Source organism: Dryocola sharpae, from assembly GCF_051307055.1.
Taxonomy (GTDB): domain Bacteria; phylum Pseudomonadota; class Gammaproteobacteria; order Enterobacterales; family Enterobacteriaceae; genus Dryocola.
The window spans coordinates 3543766-3568419 of sequence record NZ_CP149994.1; the positions used below are offsets into that span (position 1 = coordinate 3543766).

Below are 24654 nucleotides of genomic sequence, written 5' to 3' on the forward strand. Positions count from 1 at the left end.
CCGCCAGATACGGTATTACTCGTTTTCTAACAGGGCTTCATACGCGGCGGCATCCAGCAGACCGTCTAATTCGGACTCGTCGCTGGCTTTGATTTTGAAGATCCAGCCGCCGGCGTACGGCTCGCTGTTTACCAGCTCCGGCGTGCCTTCCAGCTCGCTGTTCACGGCGATGATTTCGCCGCTGACTGGCGCATAGATATCGGATGCGGCTTTCACGGATTCCGCAACGGCGCAGTCGTCGCCGGCGCTAACGGTGGCGCCCACTTCTGGCAGATCCACGAACACCATGTCACCGAGCAGCTCTTGCGCGTGCTCGGTGATCCCTACGGTCCAGCAGCCGTCCGCTTCTTTACGCAGCCATTCGTGTTCTTTGCTGTATTTCAGTTCATCAGGCACATTGCTCATTGTTCTTTTCCTCTATCAAAATTTACTGTGCGACGGGTTTACCGGCGCGAACAAAAACAGGTTTAGTGACTTTTACCGGCATTTCGCGGTTGCGGATCTGGACGATGGCGGTATCGCCGATACCTGCCGGTACGCGCGCCAGAGCAATGCTGTAGCCAAGCGTTGGCGAGAAGGTGCCGCTGGTGATAACGCCTTCGCAGACGTTGCCGGATTCGTCGGTGAAACGAACGGGCAGTTCGTTACGCAATACGCCTTTTTCGGTCATGATCAGGCCGACCAGCTTCTCGGTGCCTTTTGCGCGCTGCGCTTCAAGCGCTTCGCGGCCGATAAAATCGCGCTCGGCAGGCTCCCATGCCACCGTCCAGCCCATGTTTGCCGCCAGCGGAGAAACGCCTTCGTCCATTTCCTGGCCGTAGAGGTTCATGCCCGCCTCCAGACGCAGCGTATCACGCGCGCCGAGGCCGCAAGGTTTAACGCCCGCTTCAACAAGCTGCGACCAGAACTCTGCGGCTTTCTCGTTCGGCATGGCAATCTCATAGCCTGCTTCGCCGGTGTAGCCGGTGGTCGCAATAAACAGATCGCCCGCCTGCACGCCAAAGAACGGCTTCATCCCTTCTACCGCTTTGCGCTGCTCGTCGGTGAATAACGTTGCGGCTTTGGCCTGGGCATTCGGCCCCTGCACGGCAATCAAAGAAAGATCGTCTCGTACGGTCGCTTCAACCGCGAAGGGTTCGGCGTGCTGGTTGATCCACGCAAGATCTTTTTCGCGGGTGGCGGAGTTCACCACCAGGCGGAAATAGTCTTCGGTGAAGAAATAGATAATCAGATCGTCGATAACACCGCCGGACGCGTTGAGCATCCCGGTGTAAAGGGCTTTGCCCGGCTGGGTCAGTCTGGCAACGTCGTTGGCTACCAGGTAGCGCAGGAATTCACGGGTACGGCTGCCGTGTAAATCAACGATGGTCATGTGGGAAACATCGAACATGCCCGCATCGGTACGTACCGCGTGGTGTTCATCAATCTGCGAGCCGTAGTGCAGCGGCATCATCCAGCCATGGAAATCCACCATGCGGGCGCCGCAGAGATTATGTTGTTCAAACAAAGGGGTCTGTTGAGCCATCTTTTCCTCTTTAACCAACTGGTTACAGGCGTTTTTACGCTTTGTCTGCCGTCAGAAGAGCCCGGCATCGCCACCGTTCCCGCCAGCGACGCAAACGTTACCTTTGCTCTGAACTTACCACTGAAAGAAGAGGTAAACCATATGGGAAGAGCGGCCATTCCATTAGCTTATGGTCATAACGGGCGCGGCAGCGTGTAGCGTATTCATCTGCAAAAATGCGAGGAAGTACGCATAAAACGGAAGTGTTAAGCGCGGAACTTAGAGTTAGCTAACATTTACGACCATTTCAGAAACAATTTCACTGCGCTCCTGAAAACATCACATTAAAAAATGTAATCCGAAATGAGAGGTGAGATTAGAATATTTCAAATGAGGGAACGCTTTCCCTTCCCGGCTGGCGGCAAGGGAAATGTGACAAGGTTAACGTTATGCTTTAACGCAGCCAGGAAGGTAAATCCTGCAGCCCCATCGCCTGGCGGATCAATTTCTGTTTCACACCGGGCAGGTTGTCCGCAAGCTTCAGCCCGATATCACGCAGCAGCTTTTTCGCTGGATTGCTTCCTGCGAACAAATCGCGAAAGCCCTGCATGCTCGCCAGCATCATTGCCGCGCTATGCTTACGGCTACGCTCGTAGCGCCGCAGATACAGATATTGGCCGATATCCTTGCCCTGGCGATGCGCGCGACGAATTTCATCAATCAGCCCGGCGGCATCCATAAAACCAAGGTTGACGCCCTGCCCGGCCAGCGGATGGATAGTATGCGCCGCATCGCCCACCAGCGCGAGGCGGTGAGCGGCAAAATTACGCGCGTAACGGCCCGTTAGCGGGAAAACCTGGCGCTCGCTTTCAAGGTTGCATAGTCCAAGGCGCATATCAAAGGCTACGCCAAGGGCCTGGTTAAACGCTTCGGGCGCGGCATGCTGCATACGCTCCGCTTCCAGCTGCGGCAACGACCAGACAATCGAGCACAGATGCGTATCGGCAAGCGGCAGGAAAGCCAGAATGCCTTCGCCGTGAAAGACCTGCCGCGCAACAGCCTGATGCGGCTGGGCAGTACGAATGGTGGCGACAAGGGCGTGCTGGTGATAATCCCAGAACGTGAGCGGGATATCGGCCTGCTTTCGCAGCCAGGAGTTTGCGCCGTCGGCCCCTACGACCAGGCGGGCCGTCAGCATTGCGCCATCTTTCAGGGTGATAAAGGCTTCATTTTCACCCCAGGCTACCTGCTGCAGTTCAGCCGGCGCTATCAGTGTGATATCCGGGCACTGCTCCGCCCGCTGCCAGAGCGCATGATGAATTACCGAATTTTCGATAATGTGCCCCAGATGGCTGAAACCATAGGTTTTGTCATCAAAGGTAATCCGCCCGAAGCTGTCCCGATCCCAGACTTCCATGCCGTGATAAACGCTGGCACGCCGGGCGATGATAGCCGGCCAGACGCCAAGGTGAGCCAGCAGTTTTTCGCTGGCAGCGTTTATGGCCGAAACCCGCAGTGCCGGAGGGGCATCGGGGGCCTGCGGCTGCGGAGGCTGACTTTCCAGCACCGCCACGCGAAGACCGCTCCCCTGCAGGCCGCAGGCGACCGCCAGACCCACCATGCCGCCACCAACAATCGCCACATCAACGCTTTGCAAATTGACTCTCCTTTAACGCGCAACCCAGCCAAGGGTGCGCTGTGCCAGCACATCGCGTGCCGGAGTAAAATGTTCCATCGCCATCAGACCAAGATTACGCCCGGCGACCAGCGGCGCCCAACGGTTGGCGAATAAATGCACCAGCCCGTCCGTTACGCCAACGGTAGCGGCTCTATCCAGTGCCCGGCGCTGTTGATATGCTGCCAGAACCGGATAGCTGCCCGGATCCTGCTGCGCCTGCCAGGCGGCCGTCAGCGATTCGGCAAGCGATATGACGTCGCGCAAGCCGAGATTAAAGCCCTGCCCGGCTATCGGATGCAGGGTTTGCGACGCATTGCCAACGAGCGCCACGCGGTGCGAAACCGTTTGTGAAGCGGTAGTCAGCGCCAGCGGATAGATATTACGGACGCCTGCGTGCGTGATACGACCAAGACGCCAGCCAAAAGCACGCTGCAATTCGTTGCAGAATCGCGCGTCATCCCAGCTTTTCACCTCTTCCAGCGCATCCTGCGGATGACACCAGACCAGCGAGCTGCGCCCGCCGGACATTGGCAGCATCGCCAGCGGGCCATACTGCGTGAAACGCTCGAACGCACGGCCATTATGCGGCAGCGCGGTAGTGACGTTCGCAATAGCGGCGATCTGCCGGTAGTCCTCCTGCTGCCAGGTAATACCGCACTGCGCCGCAAGCCCGGAGCGTGAGCCGTCTGCCGCGATTAGCAGCTTGCCTTCCAGCACGGCGCCGTTATCAAGTGCAACGCTAACGCGATGCGCTTCACGAGTGAAGGAAGCTACGCGCTGCGGACAATGCAGCGTGACGCCAGGCGCTTTACGCAACAGCGCAAACAGCCGCTGGCCGACATCATGCAGCTCAACCACCTGCCCCAGCGCGCCAATCTGATAATCTTCCGCCAGGAGAGTGACAAAACCGGCGTGGCCTCGATCGCTCACGTGCACGGAAGTGATTGCGGTTGCACAGGACGAAATCGCAGGCCAGACGCCGATGTTAGTCAACTGCTGGCAGGTGCCCTGCGCCAGCGCAATCGCACGGGCGTCGAAGCCTGGATGAAGCGCTGAGTCAGGCTCGGTTGCTTCTACCAGATGTACCGGCAGCCTGCCGTCCGTCATTTGAGAGAGGGCAAGCGCAAGCGTTGCGCCATTCATGCCGCCGCCGACAATTATCACGCTCATAGCTGACGCGCCGCTGTCATTAAGGCTTCAATATCATCGGCAGATTTCACTACGCTCGTCGTCAGATTTTCATTGCCTTCGGCGGTGATGACTATATCGTCTTCGATACGAATACCGATGCCCCGGTACTCCGCCGGGACATCCGCATCCGGTGCGATGTACAAACCAGGTTCAACGGTAATCACCATGCCCGGCTCAAGCAGCCGGGAACGATCCGGGCCATACGCGCCGACATCGTGTACATCCAGCCCCAGCCAGTGGCTCAGGCCATGCATGAAGAAAGCGCGATGCGCGTTATCGGCGATTAGTTGCTCAACGTCGCCATTGAGAATGCCGAGTTTCACCAGCCCGCTAACCATAATATGGAGCACCTCGCCGGTGACGTCCTGCATTGAGATACCAGGGCGATACAGCTTCAGCGCGGTTTCCAGAGATTCGAGAACGATGTCGTAAATCGCCCGCTGCGGCGCGGTAAATTTACCGCTCACCGGGAAAGTGCGGGTGATGTCGCCCGCATAGCCTTTGTATTCGCAGCCTGCGTCAATCAATACCAGATCGCCGTCGCGCAATTCGCTTTCGTTTTCGGTGTAGTGCAGGATGCAGCCGTTTTCACCGCTGCCAACGATAGTGTTATAGGACGGGTAGCGCGCGCCGTGGCGGGTAAACTCATGCAGAATTTCGCCTTCAAGCTGGTATTCGAATATGCCAGGGCGGCATTTTTGCATCGCACGAGTGTGGGCCAGCGCGGTGATTTCACCTGCGCGGCGCAGCACGGCAATCTCTTCTTCGGATTTGAACAGCCGCATCTCATGCAACCAGGGACGCCAGTCGGTGAGCGTTGCCGGCGCACAGAGATTCTGGCGAGAGCCACGACGCAGTTTATCCAGCGCGGCAAAGACGATGCTGTCCGCATAGGCATATTCGCCCTGAGCGTGGTAGACGACATCCAGGCCGTTCAGCAGCTGGTACAACTGCTCGTCAATTTCAGAAAAAGCTAAGGCGCGGTCGACCGCCAGTTTTTCCGGCGCGGCTTCCTGCCCCAGACGACGGCCAAACCAGATTTCGGCGGTTTTATCGCGTAGCCGGTTGAAGAGCACGCTGTGGTTGTGGTGTTCATCGCTTTTGATAAGGATCAGCACGGCTTCTGGTTCGTTGAAACCGGTGAGATACCAGAAGTCGCTGTTCTGGCGGTACGGGTATTCGCTGTCTGCGCTGCGCGTCGCCTCGGGAGCCGCAAAAATTAGCGCGGCGCTGGCCGGGGCCATTCTCGCCAGCAGCGCCTGGCGACGACGAAGAAATTCCTGCTGAGTCATGACACCTCCTGAAGCTTATTATCCTTAATGAAGCGTAGGCTTACGCACTTCCGGCGCGGTTGGCGCCGGGCGAGTGAAGGTGTCATGGCAGAGCAACGCGGCAACGCGCACGTACTCAATGATCTCTTCCAGCGACATCTCCAGCTCTTCCTGATCCTCGTCTTCATCATAACCAAGCTGGGCGATGTTGCGCAGATCGTCAATGGCTTCGCCGGTTTCGCCGGTGACTTTATCAAGCTTAGGCTGGCTGACGCCGAGGCCCAGCAGGAAGTGGTTCACCCAACCGGCCAGCGCGTCCGCGCGGTCAAATACCGTGGCGTCGTCGCCGTCTGGCAGATAAAGCTGGAACAGAAAGCCGTCGTCTTCCAGCGCATCGCCGGTTGCCGCATGCATATCACGCAGGGTATCGGCCAGGTTCTGGCTAAACGCCAGACCTTCATTTGTCAGGTCATGCAGCAGCGGTTGCCAGCTGCTGTCTTTATTACCACCGCACAGCATGCCGCTGATTAAGCCGTGCATTTCCGCAGGGGTAAGCCCCACGCCTTGTTCGTTCAAAAGTTGGCTTACGGCGTCGTAGCCTGGCATAGCGTTCTGTATAGACATGCGCATTCGTCATCGTTGGCAGGGATAGTTCATGTTATGCTACCACCAGGGACTCCGGGGCACCAGAAAAGGGCTTGTATCTTCATAACGGGGTAGCTATAGTGACGCCCCTTTCGTGGCCTGTTAACGGGTTACGACAGGCAGGCGAGTTAACAGCAGGAAGGTGGCATGTCTGCACAACCAGTCGATATCCAAATTTTCGGTCGTTCATTGCGCGTGAATTGTCCGCCTGAACAACAGGATGCGCTGAATCAGGCTGCGGTTGAGCTGGATCAGCGGTTGCAAGATTTAAAAGTTCGCACTAGAGTCACAAATACTGAGCAGTTAGTTTTCATCGCGGCGCTGAACATTTGCTACGAATTAGCTCAGGAAAAATCGAAAACCCGTGACTATGCTGCTAACATGGAGCAGCGGATCAAAATGTTACAGCAGACCATTGAACAGGCGTTACTTGAGCAAGGTCGCATAACAGACAGACAGGGTCCAAACTTTGAATAACGCTTCACAGTTGTCTATGGTAGAGTAACTGTGAAGGAAAAATTTCTCTGAGATGTTTGCAAGCGGGCCAGTCCCCTGAGCCGATATTTCATACCACAAGAATGTGGCGCTCCACCGTCGGTGAGCATGCTCGGTCCGTCCGAGAAGCCTGAAGACAGTGACGCTGCATTCACCTTGAACCAAGGGTTCAAGGGTTACAGCCTGCGGCGGCATCTCGGAGATTCCCTCTTTCTACCTGGTCATTTCGCATGACGCACAATCCGTTAAGTTCACCACCCCATTTCATCCCGGCGCTTCGCACTGAAATCCGCCAGACCATCCGGCAACGACGCCGCGCCCTCACCGATACCGAACAGCAAACTTTTGCCGAACAGGCAGCCCTGCGCATGCTGGCTTACCCGCCGGTGATGGAGGCCGCCAGCGTCGCGCTGTTTTTATCTTTCGACGGCGAACTGGATACGCGCCCGCTGATTCGCGCCCTGTGGCAGGCGGGAAAAGCCGTCTTTCTGCCGGTGCTTCATCCTTTCAGTAAAGGCAGCCTGCTCTTTTTACGCTACGACGAAAGCACCCATCTGGTGATGAATCGCCTGAAAATCCTTGAACCTAAGCTCGACGTGCGCAACGTTTTACCGCTGGATAGTCTGGACGTGCTGATAACGCCGCTGGTCGCCTTTGATGAGCAGGGACAACGTCTGGGCATGGGCGGCGGGTTCTACGATCGTACGTTGCAAAACTGGCGACGGCATGGATTGTGGCCCGTCGGGCTGGCGCATGATTGCCAGCTGGTGCCGACGTTGCCTGCCGAAGAGTGGGATATTCCTTTGCCTGCGGTGGTGACGCCATCAAAGATTTGGGAATGGTAACGCCCATCCCCGGCATGCATGGAGCGGGTAAGCATAGCGCCACCCGCTATTAGCAGATTAGTAAAGCAGACGGGCGCGGATAGTGCCCGGAATCGCCTTCATTGATTTTAATGCGGCCTCAGCGACATCTTCCTCAGCATCGATATCTATCACCACATAGCCCATTTGCGGCGTTGTTTGCAGATACTGCGCGGCGATGTTGATCCCCTGCTCGGCAAAAATCTGGTTCAGCGCGGTCAGAATGCCGGGACGGTTTTCGTGAATGTGCAGCAGGCGGCTTGTGGTGCCACTGTGCAGCGGGAGAGAAACTTCCGGGAAGTTCACCGCAGAAAGCGTTGAGCCGTTATCGGAGTATTTAGCCAGTTTACCCGCCACTTCCAGACCGATATTTTCCTGCGCTTCCTGAGTCGAACCGCCGATATGCGGGGTCAGGATCACGTTATCAAATTCGCACAGCGGGGAAGTAAACGGATCGCTGTTGGTCGCGGGCTCTGTCGGGAATACGTCGATTGCCGCACCGGCCAGGTGCTTGCGGGCCAGCGCATCGCACAGCGCAGGAATATCGACCACGGTCCCGCGAGCATCGTTAATTAACAGCGAGCCCGGCTTCATCAGCGCCAGCTCGTTGGCGCCAATCATATTCTTAGTGGATGCGTTCTCCGGCACGTGCAGGCTGACCACATCGCTCATATTAAGCAGGTCCGACAGGTGCTGCACCTGAGTCGCGTTACCCAGCGGCAGTTTGCTTTCAATATCGTAAAAAAAGACGTTCATGCCCAGCGCTTCCGCCAGGATACCGAGCTGGGTCCCGATATGGCCGTAGCCGATGATGCCGAGCTTTTTGCCACGGGCTTCAAAAGAGCCCACGGCCAGTTTATTCCACACGCCACGGTGCGCCTTCGCATTCGCTTCCGGTATCCCGCGCAGCAGAAGCAATAGCTGGCCGATAACCAGTTCGGCAACGGAGCGAGTATTGGAGAATGGGGCGTTAAAGACCGGAACGCCGCGTTTTGCCGCCGCATTCAGATCGACCTGGTTGGTACCGATGCAGAAGCAGCCGATCGCGACCAGTTTCTCTGCCGCAGCCAGAACGTCTTCAGTTAAATGAGTGCGGGAACGTAAACCGATGAAATGGGCATCACGGATGGAGGCTTTGAGCGCATCGCTATCAAGCGCGCCTTTGTGATACTCGATGTTGGTATAGCCTGCCGCGCGAAGGTTCTCGACCGCTTTCTGGTGCACGCCTTCCACCAGCAGGAATTTAATTTTGTCTTTCTCCAGTGATACTTTTGCCATTTCCCGACCCTATTTTTCTGTGCTGTTGTGGTACTGCCTGTAAGTTACCCTGCCGTCAAAATATCAAAATCTACGCCTTCGGCAATATAAACGATTGCGCGCAGGCGGCGACGAAAAGGAATAAGAGGCGAGGAGTTAGCACAAAATGCTGGTCGTGAAGGCGTTACAGGAAGGAATCATAAGTCTTTTACAAGGATGTGACATATGTCACCAAATTTGCCGTTAAAATAAATTGTCATTTTTTACGCTGATTGTTGGGGCGCGCAAGCGCCCCGGCCAGATCATTTTATGATGGTTTTCACACCGTCAGCCGTACCAATCAGCGCGACATCGGCGCCACGGTTGGCAAACAGCCCAACGGTGACCACGCCCGGCAGGCCGTTAATCGCATTTTCCAGCGCTACAGGATCGATAATGCTCAGGCCGTAAACGTCCAGAATGAGATTGCCGTTGTCCGTGACCACGCCCTGACGGTACTCCGGGCGCCCGCCCAGTTTGACAAGCTCGCGGGCCACGCAGCTACGCGCCATTGGAATCACCTCTACCGGCAGAGGAAAATTACCCAGGATATCCACCTGCTTGGATGCATCCGCAATGCAGATAAACTTATCGGCCACTGACGCAATGATCTTCTCGCGGGTAAGCGCCGCGCCGCCGCCTTTGATCATCTGCATTTGTCCGTTGATCTCGTCTGCGCCGTCAACGTAGATCCCAAGGGAGTCCACTTCGTTCAGATCGAATACGGTAATGCCGAGACTTTTCAGTTTGGCGGTGGAAGCGTCGGAGCTGGATACCGCGCCATCAATCCGGTGTTTGATGGTGCCCAGGGCATCAATAAAGTGTGCGGCAGTGGAGCCTGTACCCACGCCAACGATGGTGCCCGGCTGCACGTACTGGAGCGCGGCCCATCCGACTGCTTTTTTCAGTTCATCCTGCGTCATGGTTATTTGCCTGTGCTGTGAAAACTGACGCGCATTATAGAGCAAGCGCCGGGAGATTGTCCTTGCCAATGGCCGAACTCATCCGATCTTTGTGGATTTGGTCTGGATCGGTCACAAATTTATGTCATAGTGCTGGCACAACGAAAACAGGAGCCAGCAACAACAATGAAACGTCCGGACTACAGAACGCTACAGGCGCTGGATGCGGTTATTCGTGAACGCGGATTTGAGCGCGCGGCGCAGAAGCTCTGCATTACTCAGTCAGCGGTTTCACAGCGTATCAAGCAACTGGAAAACATGTTCGGCCAGCCGTTGTTGGTGCGCACCGTGCCGCCGCGCCCTACAGAGCAAGGGCAGAAGCTGCTGGCGCTGCTGCGTCAGGTAGAGCTGCTGGAAGAGGAGTGGCTGGGCGATGAGCAAACCGGCTCAACGCCGCTCCTGCTGTCGCTTGCTGTAAACGCCGACAGTCTGGCAACCTGGTTATTACCGGCGCTTGCCCCGGTGCTGGCCGACTCCCCTATTCGCCTGAATCTTCAGGTCGAAGACGAAACCCGGACCCAGGAACGCCTGCGTCGCGGCGAAGTTGTCGGCGCGGTATCGATCCAACCGCAGCCGCTGCCAAGCTGCCTGGTCGATCGTTTAGGCGCGCTGGACTATCTGTTTGTCGGCTCTAAAGATTTCGCCGCACGCTATTTTCCGAACGGCGTTACGCGCTCAGCGCTGCTGAAAGCGCCCGCGGTGGCGTTTGATCACCTGGATGATATGCACCAGGCCTTTCTGCAGCAGAACTTCGATCTCTCTCCCGGCAGCGTGCCGTGCCATATCGTTAACTCGTCAGAAGCTTTCGTGCAGCTTGCGCGCCAGGGCACCACGTGCTGCATGATCCCGCACCTGCAAATCGAAAGAGAGATAAACAGCGGCGAGCTGATCGACCTGACGCCAGGCCTGATGCAAAGACGCATGCTGTACTGGCACAGGTTTGCGCCGGAAAGCAGAATGATGCGCAACGTGACGGATGCCCTGCTGGAATATGGACACCGGGTCTTACGCCAGGACGCCGAATAGCAAAAAGCCCGCTTTTGAACTGCCCCCATAAGGTTGGACAGTTCATGTTAAGCGGGCTTTTTAGTTATGACGGATGTCGGATGGCGGATGGCGGATGGCGGATGTCGGATGTCGGATGTCGGATGTCGGATGGCGCTAACGCTTATCCGACCTACGGATTACCGGCTACGGGTCACGGTTTTGTAGGGTGGGTAAGCGCAAGCGCCACCCACCACTCGCTCTCTTCTGTTATTGCGCAGCCTGACTTTGAGCCCGCTCCAGCTCAAACACCACGTCTACCTGATCGTCAAACTGGATGGTTTGCTGATCGTAAGTATCCTGCGCAGAAGCCGGTGCCGCAGCGTCGGCTTTCATCATCCGCACCATCGGCGCCGGCTGGTAGTTCGAAACATGATAACGCACGCTGTATACCGGCCCCAGCTTGCTCTCAAAGCCTTCGGCTAACAGCTTCGCCTGACGAGTGGCATCGTCGATGGCCGCCTTACGCGCTTTATCTTTGTAGGCTTCCGGATGCGCCACGCCCAGCGAAACAGAACGAATTTCGTTGAGGCCGGCTTTCAGGGCGCCGTCCAGCAGCTCATTCATTTTGTCGAGCTTGCGCAGGGTTACTTCAACCTGACGCACGGCGCGATAGCCTTTCAGCTGCGTTTTGCCGTCTTTCAGGTACTCATATTCAGGCTGCGTGCGCAAATTTGCAGCGTTGATGTCTTTCTTCTCAACGCCGCTTTGCTGCAGGAACGTCAGATATTGCGCTACGCGATCGTCAGCCTGCTTTTTGGCCGATGCCGCATCTTTAGCAGAGACGTTTACCTCAATGGCGAGCGTGGCAATATCCGGAACGGCGTCTACGCTTGCGGTGCCGGAAGTGACGACGTGCGGGCCATTTGGCAACTCATCCGCCAGCGCCGGGACCGAACCAAGCCCTACTAATGCAGCTAATGCCAGGGTTTTAAACTTCACTGTAATTCCTCCATGCTACGTTCTACTGTCATCACGTCCGGATAGGAACGTCGACATCCTGGAAGCAAGCTTAGCCTGGAATAAAAACTTGTCTATCGGATAAAGGTGAATTAACCCGCCAGCGCTGTGATGTGCCCAACGCCGTCCCACGCCAGCTGCGAGGCGATAAACCACATCACCAGCCCTACCACCGCGTTAACGATCCGCTGGGCTTTCACCGTCCGCAAACGCGGCGCAAGCCATGCGGCAAGTATCGCCAGGCCATAGAACCAGAGAATCGAAGCGCTGATGGTCCCTAACGCAAACCAGCGCTTCGGCTCCTCAGCCAGCTGTCCGCCCAGGCTGCCCAGCACAACAAAGGTATCGAGGTAGACGTGTGGATTAAGCCAGGTTACGGCCAGCATGGTGGCGATGATTCTCCAGCGCCCCTGCTTCATCACTTCCGCCGATGCCAGCTCCAGACTGCCGCTCATCGCCGTTCGCAGCGCTCCCCAGCCGTACCACAGCAGAAACGCCACGCCGCCCCAGGTAACCGTCGCCAGCAGCCACGGCGATTTCATCAGCACGGCGCTGCCGCCGAATATGCCGCCGCAAATCAGCACCAAATCGCTTAGCGCGCACAGCGAGGCAATCATCAGATGATACTGACGGCGAATGCCCTGATTCATGACAAAGGCGTTTTGCGGGCCAAGCGGAAGGATCATGGCTGCGCCCAAAGCAAGGCCTTGAAAATAATAAGCTAACACGATGATTTACTCTTCAGTATGGAGTCGCTGAAGAGAAGTGTATCTGGTAAGAATTATTAGCGGAAATGGATAATTTTAATGGTTAATCAGTATGGCTAATGTTGAAAAGGCCAGCCGAAGCTGGCCATAAACACTCAGTCTTGCGCAGGCTCTTTTACGCGTTTGAAGTTTACATCCATCTGCGGATACGGAATGCCGATGCCTTCGGCGTCCAGCGCTTTCTTGATGCGCTCCAGCACGTCCCAGTATACGTTTTGCAGATCGCCGCTGTTGCTCCAGACGCGGATCACGAAATTAACCGAAGAAGCGCTCAGCTCGTTCATGCGCACGGTCATCTCGCGATCTTTGAGGATACGGTCGTCGCTGCTAATGATGTCGGTCAGGATCTGACGCACCCTGTCGATATCCGCATCATAGGGGACGCCAATGATAAATTCGTTACGACGCACCGGCTCACGGGAAAAATTCGTGATGTTCCCGTCGATAACTTTCTTATTGGGCACTATAACGATTTTGCCGTCCGCGGAGCGCAGCGTGGTGGAGAAAATCTGTACCTGCATTACGGTACCGGCGGTGCCGCCCAGATCCACATATTCACCGGCGCGGAAAGGACGGAAGGTCACCAGCAGCACGCCCGCGGCCAGGTTAGAGAGCGACCCCTGAAGCGCCAGACCGATAGCCAAACCGGCCGCACCCAGTACGGCAATCACCGATGCGGTCTGGACGCCCACCCGGCTAAGCGCGGCAATCAGCGTGAAGGCGATAATGCCGTAGCGTACCAGCGCGGAAAGAAAGTCGGCGACCGTGGCGTCGATATGGCGTTTTAGCATCAGGCGATTTACCGTGCCGGAAACGGCGCGGGCAACGATCATCCCCATAATGATGATGGCGATAGCCGCGACAATATTGACCGCATAGCTCAGCAGTAACGCCTGGTTGCGCACCAGCCAGCCGCCGGCATTATGCACGCTCTCTACTACGTTGAGATCTTCCATTTACGGTTCCTTGTTCTTACCGAAAAATTGCGCCCGACAGGCACAGCTAAGTTTTTAAAGGGTAAGTAAAAACCCACAGTTATGCCAGGCTGGTCACAAAAATGGCCTTTGAGGGCAAAAAAAATCGACAAAAAAGCCCGCGCGAAGCGGGCTTGATTCAGGCATAAAGCGCTTTAAATTACAGCACGTCGACCGCGTTCAGCTCTTTGAACGCCTGCTCCAGACGAGCGATCATAGAGGTCTGTGCAGCACGCAGCCATACGCGTGGATCGTAGTATTTTTTGTTCGGCTGATCTTCGCCTTTAGGGTTGCCCAACTGGCCCTGCAGGTAAGCTTCGTTTTCTTTGTAGTAGTTCAGAATACCTTCCCAGGTTGCCCACTGGGTGTCGGTATCGATGTTCATTTTGATAACGCCGTAGCTCACGGAATCTTTGATTTCCTGAGCGGTAGAACCGGAACCGCCGTGGAACACGAAGTTCAGCGCGTTGTGCGGCAGGTTATGTTTTTTGGTCACGTATTCCTGAGAGTCGCGCAGGATAGTCGGGGTCAGCTTAACGTTACCTGGTTTGTACACGCCGTGCACGTTACCGAAGGAAGCAGCGATGGTGAAGCGCGGGCTGATTGCGTTCAGTTTGGTGTAGGCGTAATCAACGTCTTCTGGCTGGGTGTACAGCGCGGATGCGTCCATATGGCTGTTGTCCACGCCATCTTCTTCGCCGCCGGTGCAGCCCAGTTCGATTTCCAGAGTCATGCCGATTTTAGACATGCGCTCCAGGTATTTAGAACAAATTTCGATGTTCTCTTCCAGGGACTCTTCGGACAGGTCAATCATGTGGGAAGAGAACAGCGGCTTACCGGTAGCAGCGAAGTGTTTTTCACCCGCGTCTAACAGGCCGTCGATCCACGGCAGCAGTTTTTTGGCGCAGTGGTCGGTGTGCAGGATTACCGGCACGCCATAATGTTCAGCCATCTGGTGCACGTGGTGCGCGCCAGAGATTGCGCCCAGGATTGCCGCGCCCTGAGGAACGTCGGTTTTCACGCCTTTACCAGCGATGAAAGCAGCACCGCCGTTAGAGAACTGCACGATTACCGGCGCTTTAACTTTCGCAGCGGTTTCCAGAACGGCGTTGATAGAGTCGGTGCCTACGCAGTTAACTGCTGGCAGAGCAAAGTTATTCTCTTTTGCTACCTGGAAAACTTTCTGTACGTCATCGCCAGTGATAACGCCTGGTTTTACGAAGTCAAAAATCTTAGACATGGTTGTGTGTCCTGTATCGTCGAAACGTTTGTGCCGCCTGAAATCTACGGGCGACAAGAAATCAACGGGCAGGATCTCCTGCCCGTAATCATTACTTCTTAGCGCGCTCTTCGAGCATGGCTACCGCTGGCAGAACCTTGCCTTCCACGAATTCGAGGAATGCGCCGCCGCCGGTAGAGATGTAGGAGATTTTGTCGGAAATACCGAACAGGTCGATTGCGGCCAGCGTATCGCCGCCGCCTGCGATGGAGAAGGCTTCGCTGTCGGCGATAGCGTTAGCAACGATCTCAGTGCCTTTACGGAAGTTCGGGAATTCGAATACGCCAACCGGGCCGTTCCACAGAATGGTTTTGGCGTTTTTCAGGATCTCAGCCAGTTTCTGCGCGGAAACGTCGCCCAGGTCCAGAATCTGCTCTTCATCTTTGATGTCGTTTACAGATTTCAGCGTCGCCTGGGCGGTTTCAGAGAATTCTGTCGCTACGCGCACGTCGGTTGGAACCGGGATATCGCAGGTCGTCAGCAGACGTTTTGCTTCATCGACCAGATCCGCTTCGTACAGGGATTTACCAACGTTATGGCCCTGAGCGGCAACGAAGGTGTTTGCAATACCGCCGCCAACGATCAGCTGGTCAGCGATTTTGGACAGGGAGTCCAGCACGGTCAGTTTGGTAGAAACTTTAGAGCCGCCAACGATAGCAACCATTGGACGAGCCGGGTTGCCCAGGGCTTTACCCAGCGCTTCCAGTTCAGCAGCCAGCAGCGGGCCTGCACAGGCGATTTCCGCAAATTTGCCCACGCCGTGAGTGGAGGCCTGAGCGCGGTGGGCGGTACCGAACGCGTCCATTACATATACGTCGCACAGCGCAGCGTATTTTTTAGACAGGGTTTCGTCGTCTTTCTTTTCGCCTTTGTTAAAGCGAACGTTTTCCAGCACAACCAGTTCACCGGCCGCCACTTCCACGCCATCAAGGTAATCTTTTGCCAGGCGAACTGGAGAAGAGAGTTTTTCTTTCAGGTAGTTAACAACCGGAAGCAGAGAGAATTCTTCGTTGTACTCGCCTTCGGTCGGACGACCCAGGTGAGAAGTTACCATTACTTTTGCGCCTTGCTTAAGGGCGGCTTCAATGGTCGGTAAAGAGGCACGAATACGGGCGTCAGACGTCACTTTCCCTTCTTTAACTGGCACGTTCAGATCGGAACGGATCAGAACACGCTTACCAGCCAGATCCAGATCGGTCATTTTAATTACAGACATGGTGAATCCTCTCGTTGATTCTTAAAGTTTTGCAGACGCGTTACGCGCCTTACCTGAAATCACTTGCAGCCATGACTAACGTCGTGTCGAGCATTCGGTTAGCAAAGCCCCATTCGTTATCACACCAGACTAAAGTTTTAATCAGATGTTGCCCACTGACCCGGGTTTGCGTGCCGTCAACGATGGCACTGTGCGGATCGTGGTTAAAATCAGTCGAGACCAACGGTAATTCCGTATAGTCAACTATACCATGAAATGAATCCTGTGCCGCTTTTTGCAGCAACAGGTTGACTTCACTGGCGTTTACTGCATTCCTCACCGTCACGCTTAAATCGATGGTGGTGACGTTAATCGTCGGCACGCGAACCGCAATAGCTTCAAAACGGTCGTTAAAGTGCGGGAAAATACGCGTGATGCCCGCGGCGAGGCGCGTATCAACCGGAATGATCGATTGACTGGCAGCGCGGGTACGCCTGAGATCAGGATGGTAGGCGTCGATAACCTGTTGATCGTGCATGGCGGAGTGGATGGTAGTCACGGTGCCCCACTCAATGCCGAAGGCATCATCAAGCAGTTTGATAATCGGGATGATACAGTTCGTGGTGCAGGAAGCGTTCGAGACGATACGGTGTTCGGCTTTCACCTCTTCATGATTGACGCCGAAAACCACGGTTGCGTCGAGATCGTTGCCGCCAGGATGAGAGAAAAGAACTTTTCTGGCGCCTGCTGCCAGATGGGCTTCGCCGTGCGCGCGGGAACCAAAGACGCCGGTACAGTCCAGCACGATATCTACGCCCAGCTCGCGCCACGGCAGAGCTTCAATGGTGGGTTCATGAAGCAGACGAATGGTGTCGTCACCTATCCATAGCTGGTCGCGTTCCTGGCGCACGTCCCAGGCAAAGCGCCCGTGGCTGGTGTCATATTTCAACAGGTGCGCCATTCCCGCAGCATCAGCCAGTTCGTTGATTGCTACAACGGTGATTTCCGCACGGCGGCCGGATTCGTACAAAGCACGTACCACGTTGCGCCCAATGCGACCGAAGCCATTAATTGCGATGCGTACGGTCATATCTCTCCTGCCAGAATCCCTGAAACTAGGTGGCTGACAGAGTAATCCAGCAACAGCCTGAGGGGAATCCTCGCACCCATGAAACTGCGAATGATTGCTTACTTGTCGAACGATTAATCGACTGAAACGCTTCAGCTATGGTAAGCGAAACGCGGAATAAAAGGAACGCTGACGCGGAACAGGCAGCCGTTCTTCTGACGCAGGTCACATTTTTAATGGAATAAATGAAACAGATAAGGGAAGGATGACGAATAATAAGCAAAAAAACGGGCCGCATTAGCGGCCCGTGAGAAAGCTGACAAGACCTCGGAAGCCAGAGGCTTCTTCCCGATACCTTTAACATGCAAGGGTTAGCTCTTCTGGTCTGTCCCAAACACCCGAAAACCACGTTTTTCGGGTGTTTGCCAACGGTCTGACGGGCCGCTTAAGCGACCCGTTTACAGCGAACGAATTACAGTACGGCTTTAGCCTGTTGCACCACGTTCTCAACGGTGAAGCCGAACTCTTCAAACAGCTGTTCTGCTGGCGCAGACTCACCGAAGGTGGTCATGCCCACAACCGCGCCGTTCAGGCCCACGTATTTGTACCAGTAGTCAGCGATGCTGGCTTCGATAGCAACGCGTGCCGCAACCGCTTTAGGCAGGACTGCCTCACGGTAAGCCGCATCCTGCTTGTCGAACGCATCGGTAGACGGCATGGAAACCACGCGCGCTTTGATGCCTTCGGCAGAGAGTTGATCCCATGCCGCAACGGCCAGCTCAACTTCAGAACCGGTAGCGATCAGAATAAGCTCAGGCTGGCCTGCGCAATCTTTCAGAACGTAGGCGCCGCGGGCAACGTTTGCCAGCTGCTCTTCGGTACGATCCTGCTGCGCCAGGTTCTGGCGGGAGAAGATCAGCGCGGTCGGGCCGTCGTGACGTTCAACCGCGTATTTCCACGCAACCGCAGATTCGACCTGATCACAAGGACGCCATGTGCTCATATTTGGCGTCACGCGCAGGGCAGCAAGCTGCTCTACCGGCTGGTGAGTCGGGCCATCTTCGCCCAGACCGATGGAGTCGTGGGTGTAGACCATCACCTGGCGTTGCTTCATCAGCGCCGCCATACGCACCGCGTTGCGGGCGTATTCCACGAACATCAGGAAGGTGGAGGTGTACGGCAGGAAACCGCCGTGCAGCGCGATACCGTTGGCAATCGCGGTCATGCCGAATTCACGTACGCCGTAATGGATGTAGTTACCGGCTTTATCTTCATTGATGGCTTTAGAGCCGGACCAGATGGTCAGGTTGCTCGGCGCCAGGTCAGCGGAACCGCCGAGGAATTCCGGCAGCAGATACCCGAAAGCTTCGATAGCGTTCTGGGACGCTTTACGGCTGGCGATTTTCGCAGGATTAGCCTGCAGCTTCGCGATGAACTCCTGCGCTTTAGCCGCGAAATCAGCCGGCATGTCGCCTTTCATACGACGGGTAAACTCTGCGGCTTCCTGCGGGAAGGCTTTGGCGTAAGCGGCGAACTTCTCGTTCCAGGCCGCTTCTTTCGTCTGGCCTGCTTCGCGCGCGTCCCACTGAGCGTAGATATCCTGTGGAATTTCGAACGGCGCGTGTTTCCAGCCAAGCTGTTCGCGAGTCAGCGCGATTTCTGCGTCGCCCAGCGGGGCGCCGTGGGAATCGTGCGTGCCGGCTTTGTTTGGCGAACCGAAACCGATGATGGTTTTGCACATCAGCAGGGAAGGCTTGTCGGTAACCGCTTTAGCTTCTTCAACAGCGCGTTTGATGGCGTCCGCATCGTGGCCGTCCACGCCGCGCACTACGTGCCAGCCGTAGGCTTCAAAGCGTTTTGCGGTATCGTCGGTGAACCAGCCTTCAACGTGGCCGTCGATGGAGATGCCGTTGTCGTCATAAAACGCGACCAGTTTACCCAGACCCAGCGTACCCGCCAGCGAGCAGACTTCGTGCGAGATGCCTTCCATCATGCAGCCGTCACCCATAAACGTATAGGTGAAATGGTCAACGATATCGTGGCCCGGACGGTTGAACTGCGCCGCCATAGTACGTTCAGCAATCGCCATACCTACCGCGTTCGCAACACCCTGCCCCAGCGGGCCGGTGGTGGTTTCTACACCGGCGGTGTAGCCCACTTCCGGGTGGCCTGGCGTTTTGGAGTGCAGCTGACGGAAGTTCTTTAACTCTTCAATCGGCAGGTCATAACCGGTGAGGTGCAGCAGGCTGTAAATCAGCATCGAGCCGTGGCCGTTAGAGAGAACGAAACGGTCGCGATCGGCCCAGGCCGGGTTCTGCGGGTTATGGTTCAGGAAATCACGCCACAGGACTTCGGCAATATCGGCCATCCCCATAGGGGCACCCGGGTGACCGGATTTGGCTTTTTGTACTGCGTCCATGCTGAGCGCACGAATAGCGTTGGCAAGCTCTTTACGAGAGGACATTTTCACTCCAGATCGGATGGTTGAAGGTCACGCCTTGTTTTACGACTTGACTACTAAGCGTTATGGGCTACGCCCGAAAAGTGCCAACAATGTACCGCAAGCCGCAGGTCATGTACATGGAGCATCCTTTTGTCCCGGTAAGAAATCTCCGGGAAATGCTTGCATGTTGCGCAAGCGGCTGCGCTCGGTTAATTTTCTTCTTTATACTGTGCTTTCCCCACCGCCGGAACAGGCGTTGGGTTTGCCCCTGGGCCCAAGAAACTAATAAAGGAAGACTGGCCATGAAGATGCGCCCTATTTTACTGAGCCTGACGCTCGCCACCGCGCTGAGCGGCTGTCAAAACATGGACTCCAACGGTTTATTAACCTCCGGCGCCGAAGCCTTTCAGGCCTATACGCTGAGCGATGCGCAGGTTAAAGAGCTGAGCGATAAATCCTGTGCGGAGCTGGACAGCAAAGCCACTATCGCCCCGGCAAGCAGCGACTATGCGAAACGCCTGGCAAAAATCGCCGGCGCGCTGGGCGACAACATCAACGGCATGCCGGTGAACTACAAGGTTTACGTCACCAAAGACGTCAACGCCTTCGCCATGGCGAACGGCTGCATCCGCGTTTACAGCGGCCTGATGGACATGATGAACGATAACGAAGTCGAAGCGGTTATCGGCCATGAAATGGGCCACGTCGCGCTCGGCCACGTGAAGAAAGGGATGCAGGTTGCGCTGGGCACTAATGCCGCACGAGTTGCGGCGGCATCAGCCGGCGGCATGATCGGCAGCCTGTCGCAATCGCAGCTAGGGGATTTGGGTGAAAAGCTGGTGAACGCGCAGTTCTCCCAGCGCCAGGAATCCGAAGCCGATGATTACTCCTACGACCTGCTGAGAAAACGCGGCATTAACCCGATTGGTCTGGCGACCAGCTTTGAGAAACTGGCCAAACAGGAAGAAGGCCGCCAGAGTTCGATGCTGGACGACCACCCTGCTTCCGCCGAACGCGCGCAGCATGTCCGCGATCGCATGGCGGCAGACGGCCTGAAATAGTCCAGTTGTTATCCTCTCCGGCAAAAGGAGAGGATAAACTTCAGTAAAGCGTCTTCTGCGGCGGCCCGGCAAACTTCAGCTCCCCAATGCCCGCCATCCGTACCTCCACCACCGACGGCCCCGGCATCGCAATCGCCTCTGCCATTACCGAATTAAAACGATCCGCCGAAGTGATTGTCCAGGCCTGTAACCCCATCGCCTGCGCCAGCGCGGTAAAGTCCGGCGTATGCAGTTCGTTGTAATACTGGCGGCCGCCAAAGTATTTATCCTGGATGCCGCGCATCACACCGTAACCGCCGTCATTCATCACCAGCAGCGTCACGTTGGCCCGCTCCTGGGCAAGCGTCGCCAGTTCGCCTAAGTTCAGGGACAGCCCGCCGTCGCCGACCAGGCCAATCACCTTACGCTGCGGATTCGCCAGGGCGGTGCCAATCGCCATCGGCAGCCCCATGCCTATGGCTCCGGCGAGAGAGTGAATATTGGCGAGCGGGCCGTTCGCCCGGAACAGGCGGCTCCCCCACAGGCTGCCGGAAACGGTGATATCACGAACCAGAATGCCGTCGGACGGCAGGGCGTTTTCGATAGCGTCATTCAGCTCTGCATAAGCGCCGCATTGCTTGCGTAGCGCGACATCAGCCTGTTCAGTCCCGCTGGCTATCGCCGCATCCCAGGCGGCATCGGCCCAGGGTTTGCCCACGATTCTGTCCGCAAGCGCAGTCAGAACGGCGTCACAGTCGCCGGTATACATGGCGTCCATCACATAGTTACGGCTTGCCGCTGCCGGGTCGATATCGATCTGCATGCGCGGCTGCGGCAGCGTCAGCGTCCATGAACGCGTTTCATTGCTGCGCAAACGCGATCCCGCCACCAGCGTTAAATCACACTGCTCCAGCAAGGCCTCAATGGAAGGAGAATTGTGGAACGCGCGCAGGCTGCGCGGGTGGCTGTCCGGCAGAATACCGCGGCCGTGCGTGCTGGAAATCACCGTAACTCCGGCATCCGCAAGACGTCTGACCGCATCCTGGCAGCGCAACGCCCCGCCGCCGAGCCACAAAAGCGGACGCCGGGCCTGCTGTAGCTGCTGCCAGAGCGTTTCAATATCCGGCATTTTACTTTCCGCTGGCGCAACGGGCGCGGTCACCAGCGCAAGCGGGATCTTCGCGCTCTGGATATCAATGGGGATTTCGACGGAAACCGGCCCGCACGGCGGCGTCTGCGCTTCCTGAATCGCACGGTGCACAATGGCGACAGCCTGATTCGGGCTGTTCACGCGGTATGCACGGCGCGAGCTGGCGCGCAGGAAGCCTAACTGATCGCGCGTTTCGTGGATAAAGCCGGTATCCGCATCCAGCCAGGCTTTCTCAACCTGACCGGTTAAATGCAGCAAAGGCGTGCCGGCGTTCATCGCTTCAACCAGCGCGCCTACGGCATTGCCCGCCCCGGCGCCGGTGCTGGTTAACGCCACGCCCAGCCCGGAAAAACGCCCGTGCGCATCCGCCATGGTTACGGCTCCGGCCTCGCCGCGCGACGGCACGAAGCGCATCCTGCCCCGCTGCCCTACGGCGTCCGCAATCGGTAAATTATGAATAGAAATCACGCCAAACAAAGTTTCCACGCCGTAGCTTTCCAGCGTGCGGGCAATCGCGTCACCCACGGTAATCATTTCGCTCATCATCAGCCCTTAAATGTTATTAGTCGCACCAGTGGTTTACGGATGTCCCGGTTGCCAGATATATGCTTTTTTGCTGCATCCAGGCTTTCAGGCCCTGAATCCCCTTTTCGCGACCCAGGCCGCTTTCTTTAAATCCGCCGAACGGCGTTGAAACTGAGAATACTTTGTAGGTGTTTATCCATACCGTGCCGACTTCCAGCCTGTCGGCCAGGCGTAGCGCACGGGCGGCGTCCCGCGTCCACAGCCCCGCCGCCAGCCCGTAAACAGAGTCGTTCGCCTCAGCAATAAGCTGCTGCTCATCGTCAAAAGCCATCGCCACCAGCACCGGGCCGAAGATCTCCTCCTGGCAGACGCGAGCCTGATTGCTTAAGCCTTCAATAATGGTGGGCTGGAACCAGTAGCCTGCGGCAAAAACGGGATCGGCAGGAATTTCGCCGCCGCAAAGCACCTGGCCGCCTTCTTCCTGCGCCAGTTCGACATAGCGCATTACCTGCTCGCGGTGGGCGGCTGAGATAAGCGGGCCGATATGGGTGCCGTGCTGTAACGGATGCCCCAGACGCAGGCCGCGAGTCAGCTCCAGCAGGCGGGTCAGCAACGGCTGATAAACGCTGCGGTGAATAAACAATCGCGATCCGGCGATGCACGCCTGCCCGCCCGAACTAAATATGCCGTAGCAAATCCCGCGCGCAGCCTGTTCGATGTCGGCATCTTCCAGCACGATAGTCGGCGATTTCCCGCCCAGCTCCAGCGACGCGGGGATTAGCTTTTCAGCCGCGACATGCGCCAGATGGCGGCCCGTGCGGGTGCCTCCGGTAAACGAAATCTTGCGCACCAAAGGGTGACGGGCCAGCGCATCGCCGATGACCGAGCCTTTGCCCGGCAGCACGCTCAGCAAACCGGCGGGCAGCCCGGCTTCCTCAAACAAACTTGCCAGCTCCAGCGCCATCAGCGGCGTGGCTTCCGCCGGTTTAAGAATGACGGCGTTACCGGCGGCCAGCGCAGGCGCGATTTTTTGCATTTCGCTGGCTATCGGGGAGTTCCACGGCGTAATCGCGGCGACCACGCCCAGCGGCTGATAACGGCTTAACGTCATAATGTCGCTGTGACGGGCGGTAGGCAGCTCGCCCTCCTGAAGCTCGCAGGCTGAAGCGTAGTAATGCGCCGTTGCCGCCGCGCTCGCCACCAGCCCTCTCGCTTCCGCCAGCGGTTTGCCGTTGTCCAGCGTTTGCTGTTCGGCCAGTCGCTCAAGCCGTAGCTGAATTAAATCGCCCACGCGACGCAAAATCGTTGCGCGCTGATGAGGTAAAAGATCGCGCCAGTTCGGATCGCGCCAGGCCTGCTCGGCACGTTCTACCGCGAACGCCACGTCTTCCAGGCTCGCGGCATGTAATGTCGCATTCAGCGAGCCGTCCGCCGGAAAGTGGCTGTGCATCAGCTCGCCGCCGCCCTGCCGCCATTCGCCGCCGATGAAAATATTCAGCAGTTCCATAATCACTCCTTATTCTTCCGCCAGCAGGCGGCAGGCACGCACCGCGCTTAACGCCGCGAGCGTGGAAGTCTTTGGATTTGTGCTCAGCGGCAGGCCGTTTAGCTCAAGCTTAAATTCGCCAAACAGCCCGCAGACGTGAAGCCGGTGCGTATTGCGCCGCGTGGCAGGATCGACCATTAACTGCACTCTGGTATCGTCCATCCCCACGCCGCCCAGGGCGATCGTCGCCGCCACGTTGGCGTTCGCCGGAAACAGCCGGGCCGCCTCGCGGGCGCTGCCTTCGAAGAAAATCTGCTCCTGCACCACGTTGTCTAAATCAACCAGCCGCTCCGCGTAGCTTCCGCGCCAGCTGGCCGGGCTTTTACGCGCCTGATACGTCACCTTTTCCAGGCCACCTTCGCGCGCCGCCGCCAGGCCATCCAGCCCGGCCACCGCGCCGGACAACAGCACAAGCTTGCCGCCGCCCTGTTTTTTGGCCTGCTTCAGGGCAAGTTCCAGCCCGGCGTTCGCCAGCGCGCCAACGGAGACAACCGCCAGCGACCAGCCGCGCTTAAGGATTTCCACGCCGTACTGTTCAACGGCCTGCTGGCTTGCGCACTCCAGCACCAGATCCGGCTTCTCCTTGCACTCCTGCGGTGAAAGCAGAGCCGCTACGCCGTCGCCAAAACGCGCCTGAATTGCCGCGTGATGCGATTCGCGCGCCACTATCCAGCCTGGCGCCACGCCTTCCGGCAGCCGTTCGAGCACCGCCTGAGCCATTGCGCCGTAGCCAATCAACATGATCTTTTTCATCTGC

General features: G+C 56.9%; 23 protein-coding genes and 1 other RNA gene. 6 read left to right on the forward strand and 18 right to left on the reverse strand.

Annotated elements, in window-relative coordinates; all coding sequences use genetic code 11:
- Positions 1 to 15: 15 nt before the first annotated feature.
- Together gcvH and gcvT are read right to left on the reverse strand one after the other, a co-directional pair.
- Positions 16 to 405 (reverse strand): glycine cleavage system protein GcvH, encoded by a 390-nt coding sequence (gene gcvH, locus WLO31_RS16845; protein WP_435927772.1) that lies wholly within the window; start codon positions 403 to 405, stop codon positions 16 to 18.
- 22 nt (positions 406 to 427) lie between these two features.
- Positions 428 to 1525: a glycine cleavage system aminomethyltransferase GcvT gene (gene gcvT, locus WLO31_RS16850; RefSeq protein ID WP_435927773.1), complete on the reverse strand. Its 1098-nt coding sequence runs from the start codon at positions 1523 to 1525 to the stop codon at positions 428 to 430.
- On the opposite strand from gcvT, the gene WLO31_RS16855 reads away from it, so the two are divergent.
- The gene (locus WLO31_RS16855; protein ID WP_435927775.1) at positions 1517 to 1723 is read left to right on the forward strand and encodes a hypothetical protein; all 207 of its coding nucleotides are present in this window, start codon (positions 1517 to 1519) and stop codon (positions 1721 to 1723) included. The genes gcvT and WLO31_RS16855 overlap by 9 nt on opposite strands.
- Positions 1724 to 1958: 235 nt before the next feature.
- Here the strand turns inward: WLO31_RS16855 and ubiI are convergent, their stop codons facing one another.
- The 4 genes from ubiI to WLO31_RS16875 are packed head-to-tail and all read right to left on the reverse strand — an operon-like array spanning position 1959 to position 6268.
- Entirely contained in the window at positions 1959 to 3161 is a 1203-nt protein-coding gene (gene ubiI / locus WLO31_RS16860) for an FAD-dependent 2-octaprenylphenol hydroxylase (protein ID WP_435927776.1), read from the reverse strand.
- A 12-nt stretch (positions 3162 to 3173) separates the two neighbouring features.
- Positions 3174 to 4352 carry a 2-octaprenyl-6-methoxyphenyl hydroxylase gene (gene ubiH / locus WLO31_RS16865; protein ID WP_435927777.1) on the reverse strand — a complete coding sequence of 393 codons (1179 nt, stop codon included), beginning with the start codon at positions 4350 to 4352 and terminating at the stop codon, positions 3174 to 3176.
- Positions 4349 to 5665, reverse strand: coding sequence for a Xaa-Pro aminopeptidase (pepP, locus tag WLO31_RS16870; RefSeq protein WP_435927778.1), 1317 nt, complete (start codon positions 5663 to 5665; stop codon positions 4349 to 4351). The genes ubiH and pepP overlap by 4 nt, the downstream gene beginning before the upstream one ends.
- A gap of 24 nt (positions 5666 to 5689) precedes the next feature.
- Positions 5690 to 6268: a YecA family protein gene (locus WLO31_RS16875; protein WP_435927779.1), complete on the reverse strand. Its 579-nt coding sequence runs from the start codon at positions 6266 to 6268 to the stop codon at positions 5690 to 5692.
- Between the two features lie 168 nt (positions 6269 to 6436).
- On the opposite strand from WLO31_RS16875, the gene zapA reads away from it, so the two are divergent.
- The 3 genes from zapA to WLO31_RS16890 all read left to right on the forward strand — a co-directional run bounded on the left by zapA (position 6437) and on the right by WLO31_RS16890 (position 7629).
- Entirely contained in the window at positions 6437 to 6766 is a 330-nt protein-coding gene (zapA, locus tag WLO31_RS16880; RefSeq protein ID WP_121263887.1) for a cell division protein ZapA, read from the forward strand.
- Between the two features lie 41 nt (positions 6767 to 6807).
- A non-coding RNA gene (ssrS, locus tag WLO31_RS16885) (6S RNA) lies at positions 6808 to 6991 on the forward strand.
- A 23-nt stretch (positions 6992 to 7014) separates the two neighbouring features.
- Positions 7015 to 7629, forward strand: a complete 615-nt coding sequence (locus WLO31_RS16890; RefSeq protein ID WP_435927780.1) for a 5-formyltetrahydrofolate cyclo-ligase — start codon at positions 7015 to 7017, stop codon at positions 7627 to 7629.
- 57 nt (positions 7630 to 7686) lie between these two features.
- Here WLO31_RS16890 and serA read toward each other — a convergent pair whose 3' ends face one another.
- Complete coding sequence (gene serA / locus WLO31_RS16895; protein WP_435927781.1) at positions 7687 to 8925, reverse strand: phosphoglycerate dehydrogenase; 1239 nt, start codon at positions 8923 to 8925, stop codon at positions 7687 to 7689.
- A 281-nt stretch (positions 8926 to 9206) separates the two neighbouring features.
- Positions 9207 to 9866, reverse strand: coding sequence for a ribose-5-phosphate isomerase RpiA (gene rpiA, locus WLO31_RS16900; RefSeq protein WP_435927782.1), 660 nt, complete (start codon positions 9864 to 9866; stop codon positions 9207 to 9209).
- Between the two features lie 165 nt (positions 9867 to 10031).
- Here rpiA and argP point away from each other — a divergent pair, with 165 nt between their 5' ends.
- A complete protein-coding gene (gene argP / locus WLO31_RS16905; RefSeq protein ID WP_034498332.1) occupies positions 10032 to 10931 on the forward strand; it encodes a DNA-binding transcriptional regulator ArgP in 900 nt (299 codons plus the stop codon).
- 228 nt (positions 10932 to 11159) lie between these two features.
- On the opposite strand, the gene WLO31_RS16910 is transcribed toward argP, so the two are convergent.
- The 7 genes from WLO31_RS16910 to tkt all read right to left on the reverse strand — a co-directional run bounded on the left by WLO31_RS16910 (position 11160) and on the right by tkt (position 19657).
- Positions 11160 to 11891: an oxidative stress defense protein gene (locus WLO31_RS16910; RefSeq protein ID WP_435927783.1), complete on the reverse strand. Its 732-nt coding sequence runs from the start codon at positions 11889 to 11891 to the stop codon at positions 11160 to 11162.
- 110 nt (positions 11892 to 12001) lie between these two features.
- The gene (gene argO / locus WLO31_RS16915) at positions 12002 to 12637 is read right to left on the reverse strand and encodes an arginine exporter ArgO (protein WP_435927784.1); all 636 of its coding nucleotides are present in this window, start codon (positions 12635 to 12637) and stop codon (positions 12002 to 12004) included.
- Positions 12638 to 12771: 134 nt separating this feature from the next.
- The gene (gene mscS / locus WLO31_RS16920; protein WP_435927785.1) at positions 12772 to 13632 is read right to left on the reverse strand and encodes a small-conductance mechanosensitive channel MscS; all 861 of its coding nucleotides are present in this window, start codon (positions 13630 to 13632) and stop codon (positions 12772 to 12774) included.
- Positions 13633 to 13810: 178 nt separating this feature from the next.
- Entirely contained in the window at positions 13811 to 14890 is a 1080-nt protein-coding gene (fbaA, locus tag WLO31_RS16925; protein ID WP_435927786.1) for a class II fructose-bisphosphate aldolase, read from the reverse strand.
- A 91-nt stretch (positions 14891 to 14981) separates the two neighbouring features.
- Positions 14982 to 16145: a phosphoglycerate kinase gene (pgk, locus tag WLO31_RS16930; RefSeq protein WP_435927787.1), complete on the reverse strand. Its 1164-nt coding sequence runs from the start codon at positions 16143 to 16145 to the stop codon at positions 14982 to 14984.
- Positions 16146 to 16194: 49 nt separating this feature from the next.
- A complete protein-coding gene (gene epd / locus WLO31_RS16935; protein ID WP_435927788.1) occupies positions 16195 to 17214 on the reverse strand; it encodes an erythrose-4-phosphate dehydrogenase in 1020 nt (339 codons plus the stop codon).
- Positions 17215 to 17665: 451 nt separating this feature from the next.
- Positions 17666 to 19657, reverse strand: a complete 1992-nt coding sequence (gene tkt / locus WLO31_RS16940; RefSeq protein WP_435927789.1) for a transketolase — start codon at positions 19655 to 19657, stop codon at positions 17666 to 17668.
- Between the two features lie 281 nt (positions 19658 to 19938).
- Here tkt and WLO31_RS16945 point away from each other — a divergent pair, with 281 nt between their 5' ends.
- Positions 19939 to 20697: a M48 family metallopeptidase gene (locus tag WLO31_RS16945; RefSeq protein WP_435927790.1), complete on the forward strand. Its 759-nt coding sequence runs from the start codon at positions 19939 to 19941 to the stop codon at positions 20695 to 20697.
- Between the two features lie 40 nt (positions 20698 to 20737).
- Here the strand turns inward: WLO31_RS16945 and WLO31_RS16950 are convergent, their stop codons facing one another.
- The 3 genes from WLO31_RS16950 to WLO31_RS16960 are packed head-to-tail and all read right to left on the reverse strand — an operon-like array spanning position 20738 to position 24650.
- Entirely contained in the window at positions 20738 to 22369 is a 1632-nt protein-coding gene (locus tag WLO31_RS16950) for a thiamine pyrophosphate-binding protein (RefSeq protein WP_435930651.1), read from the reverse strand.
- Positions 22370 to 22388: 19 nt separating this feature from the next.
- Entirely contained in the window at positions 22389 to 23858 is a 1470-nt protein-coding gene (locus tag WLO31_RS16955; protein WP_435927791.1) for an aldehyde dehydrogenase, read from the reverse strand.
- A 9-nt stretch (positions 23859 to 23867) separates the two neighbouring features.
- Complete coding sequence (locus WLO31_RS16960; protein ID WP_435927792.1) at positions 23868 to 24650, reverse strand: aspartate dehydrogenase; 783 nt, start codon at positions 24648 to 24650, stop codon at positions 23868 to 23870.
- Between the last annotated feature and the right edge of the window lie 4 nt (positions 24651 to 24654).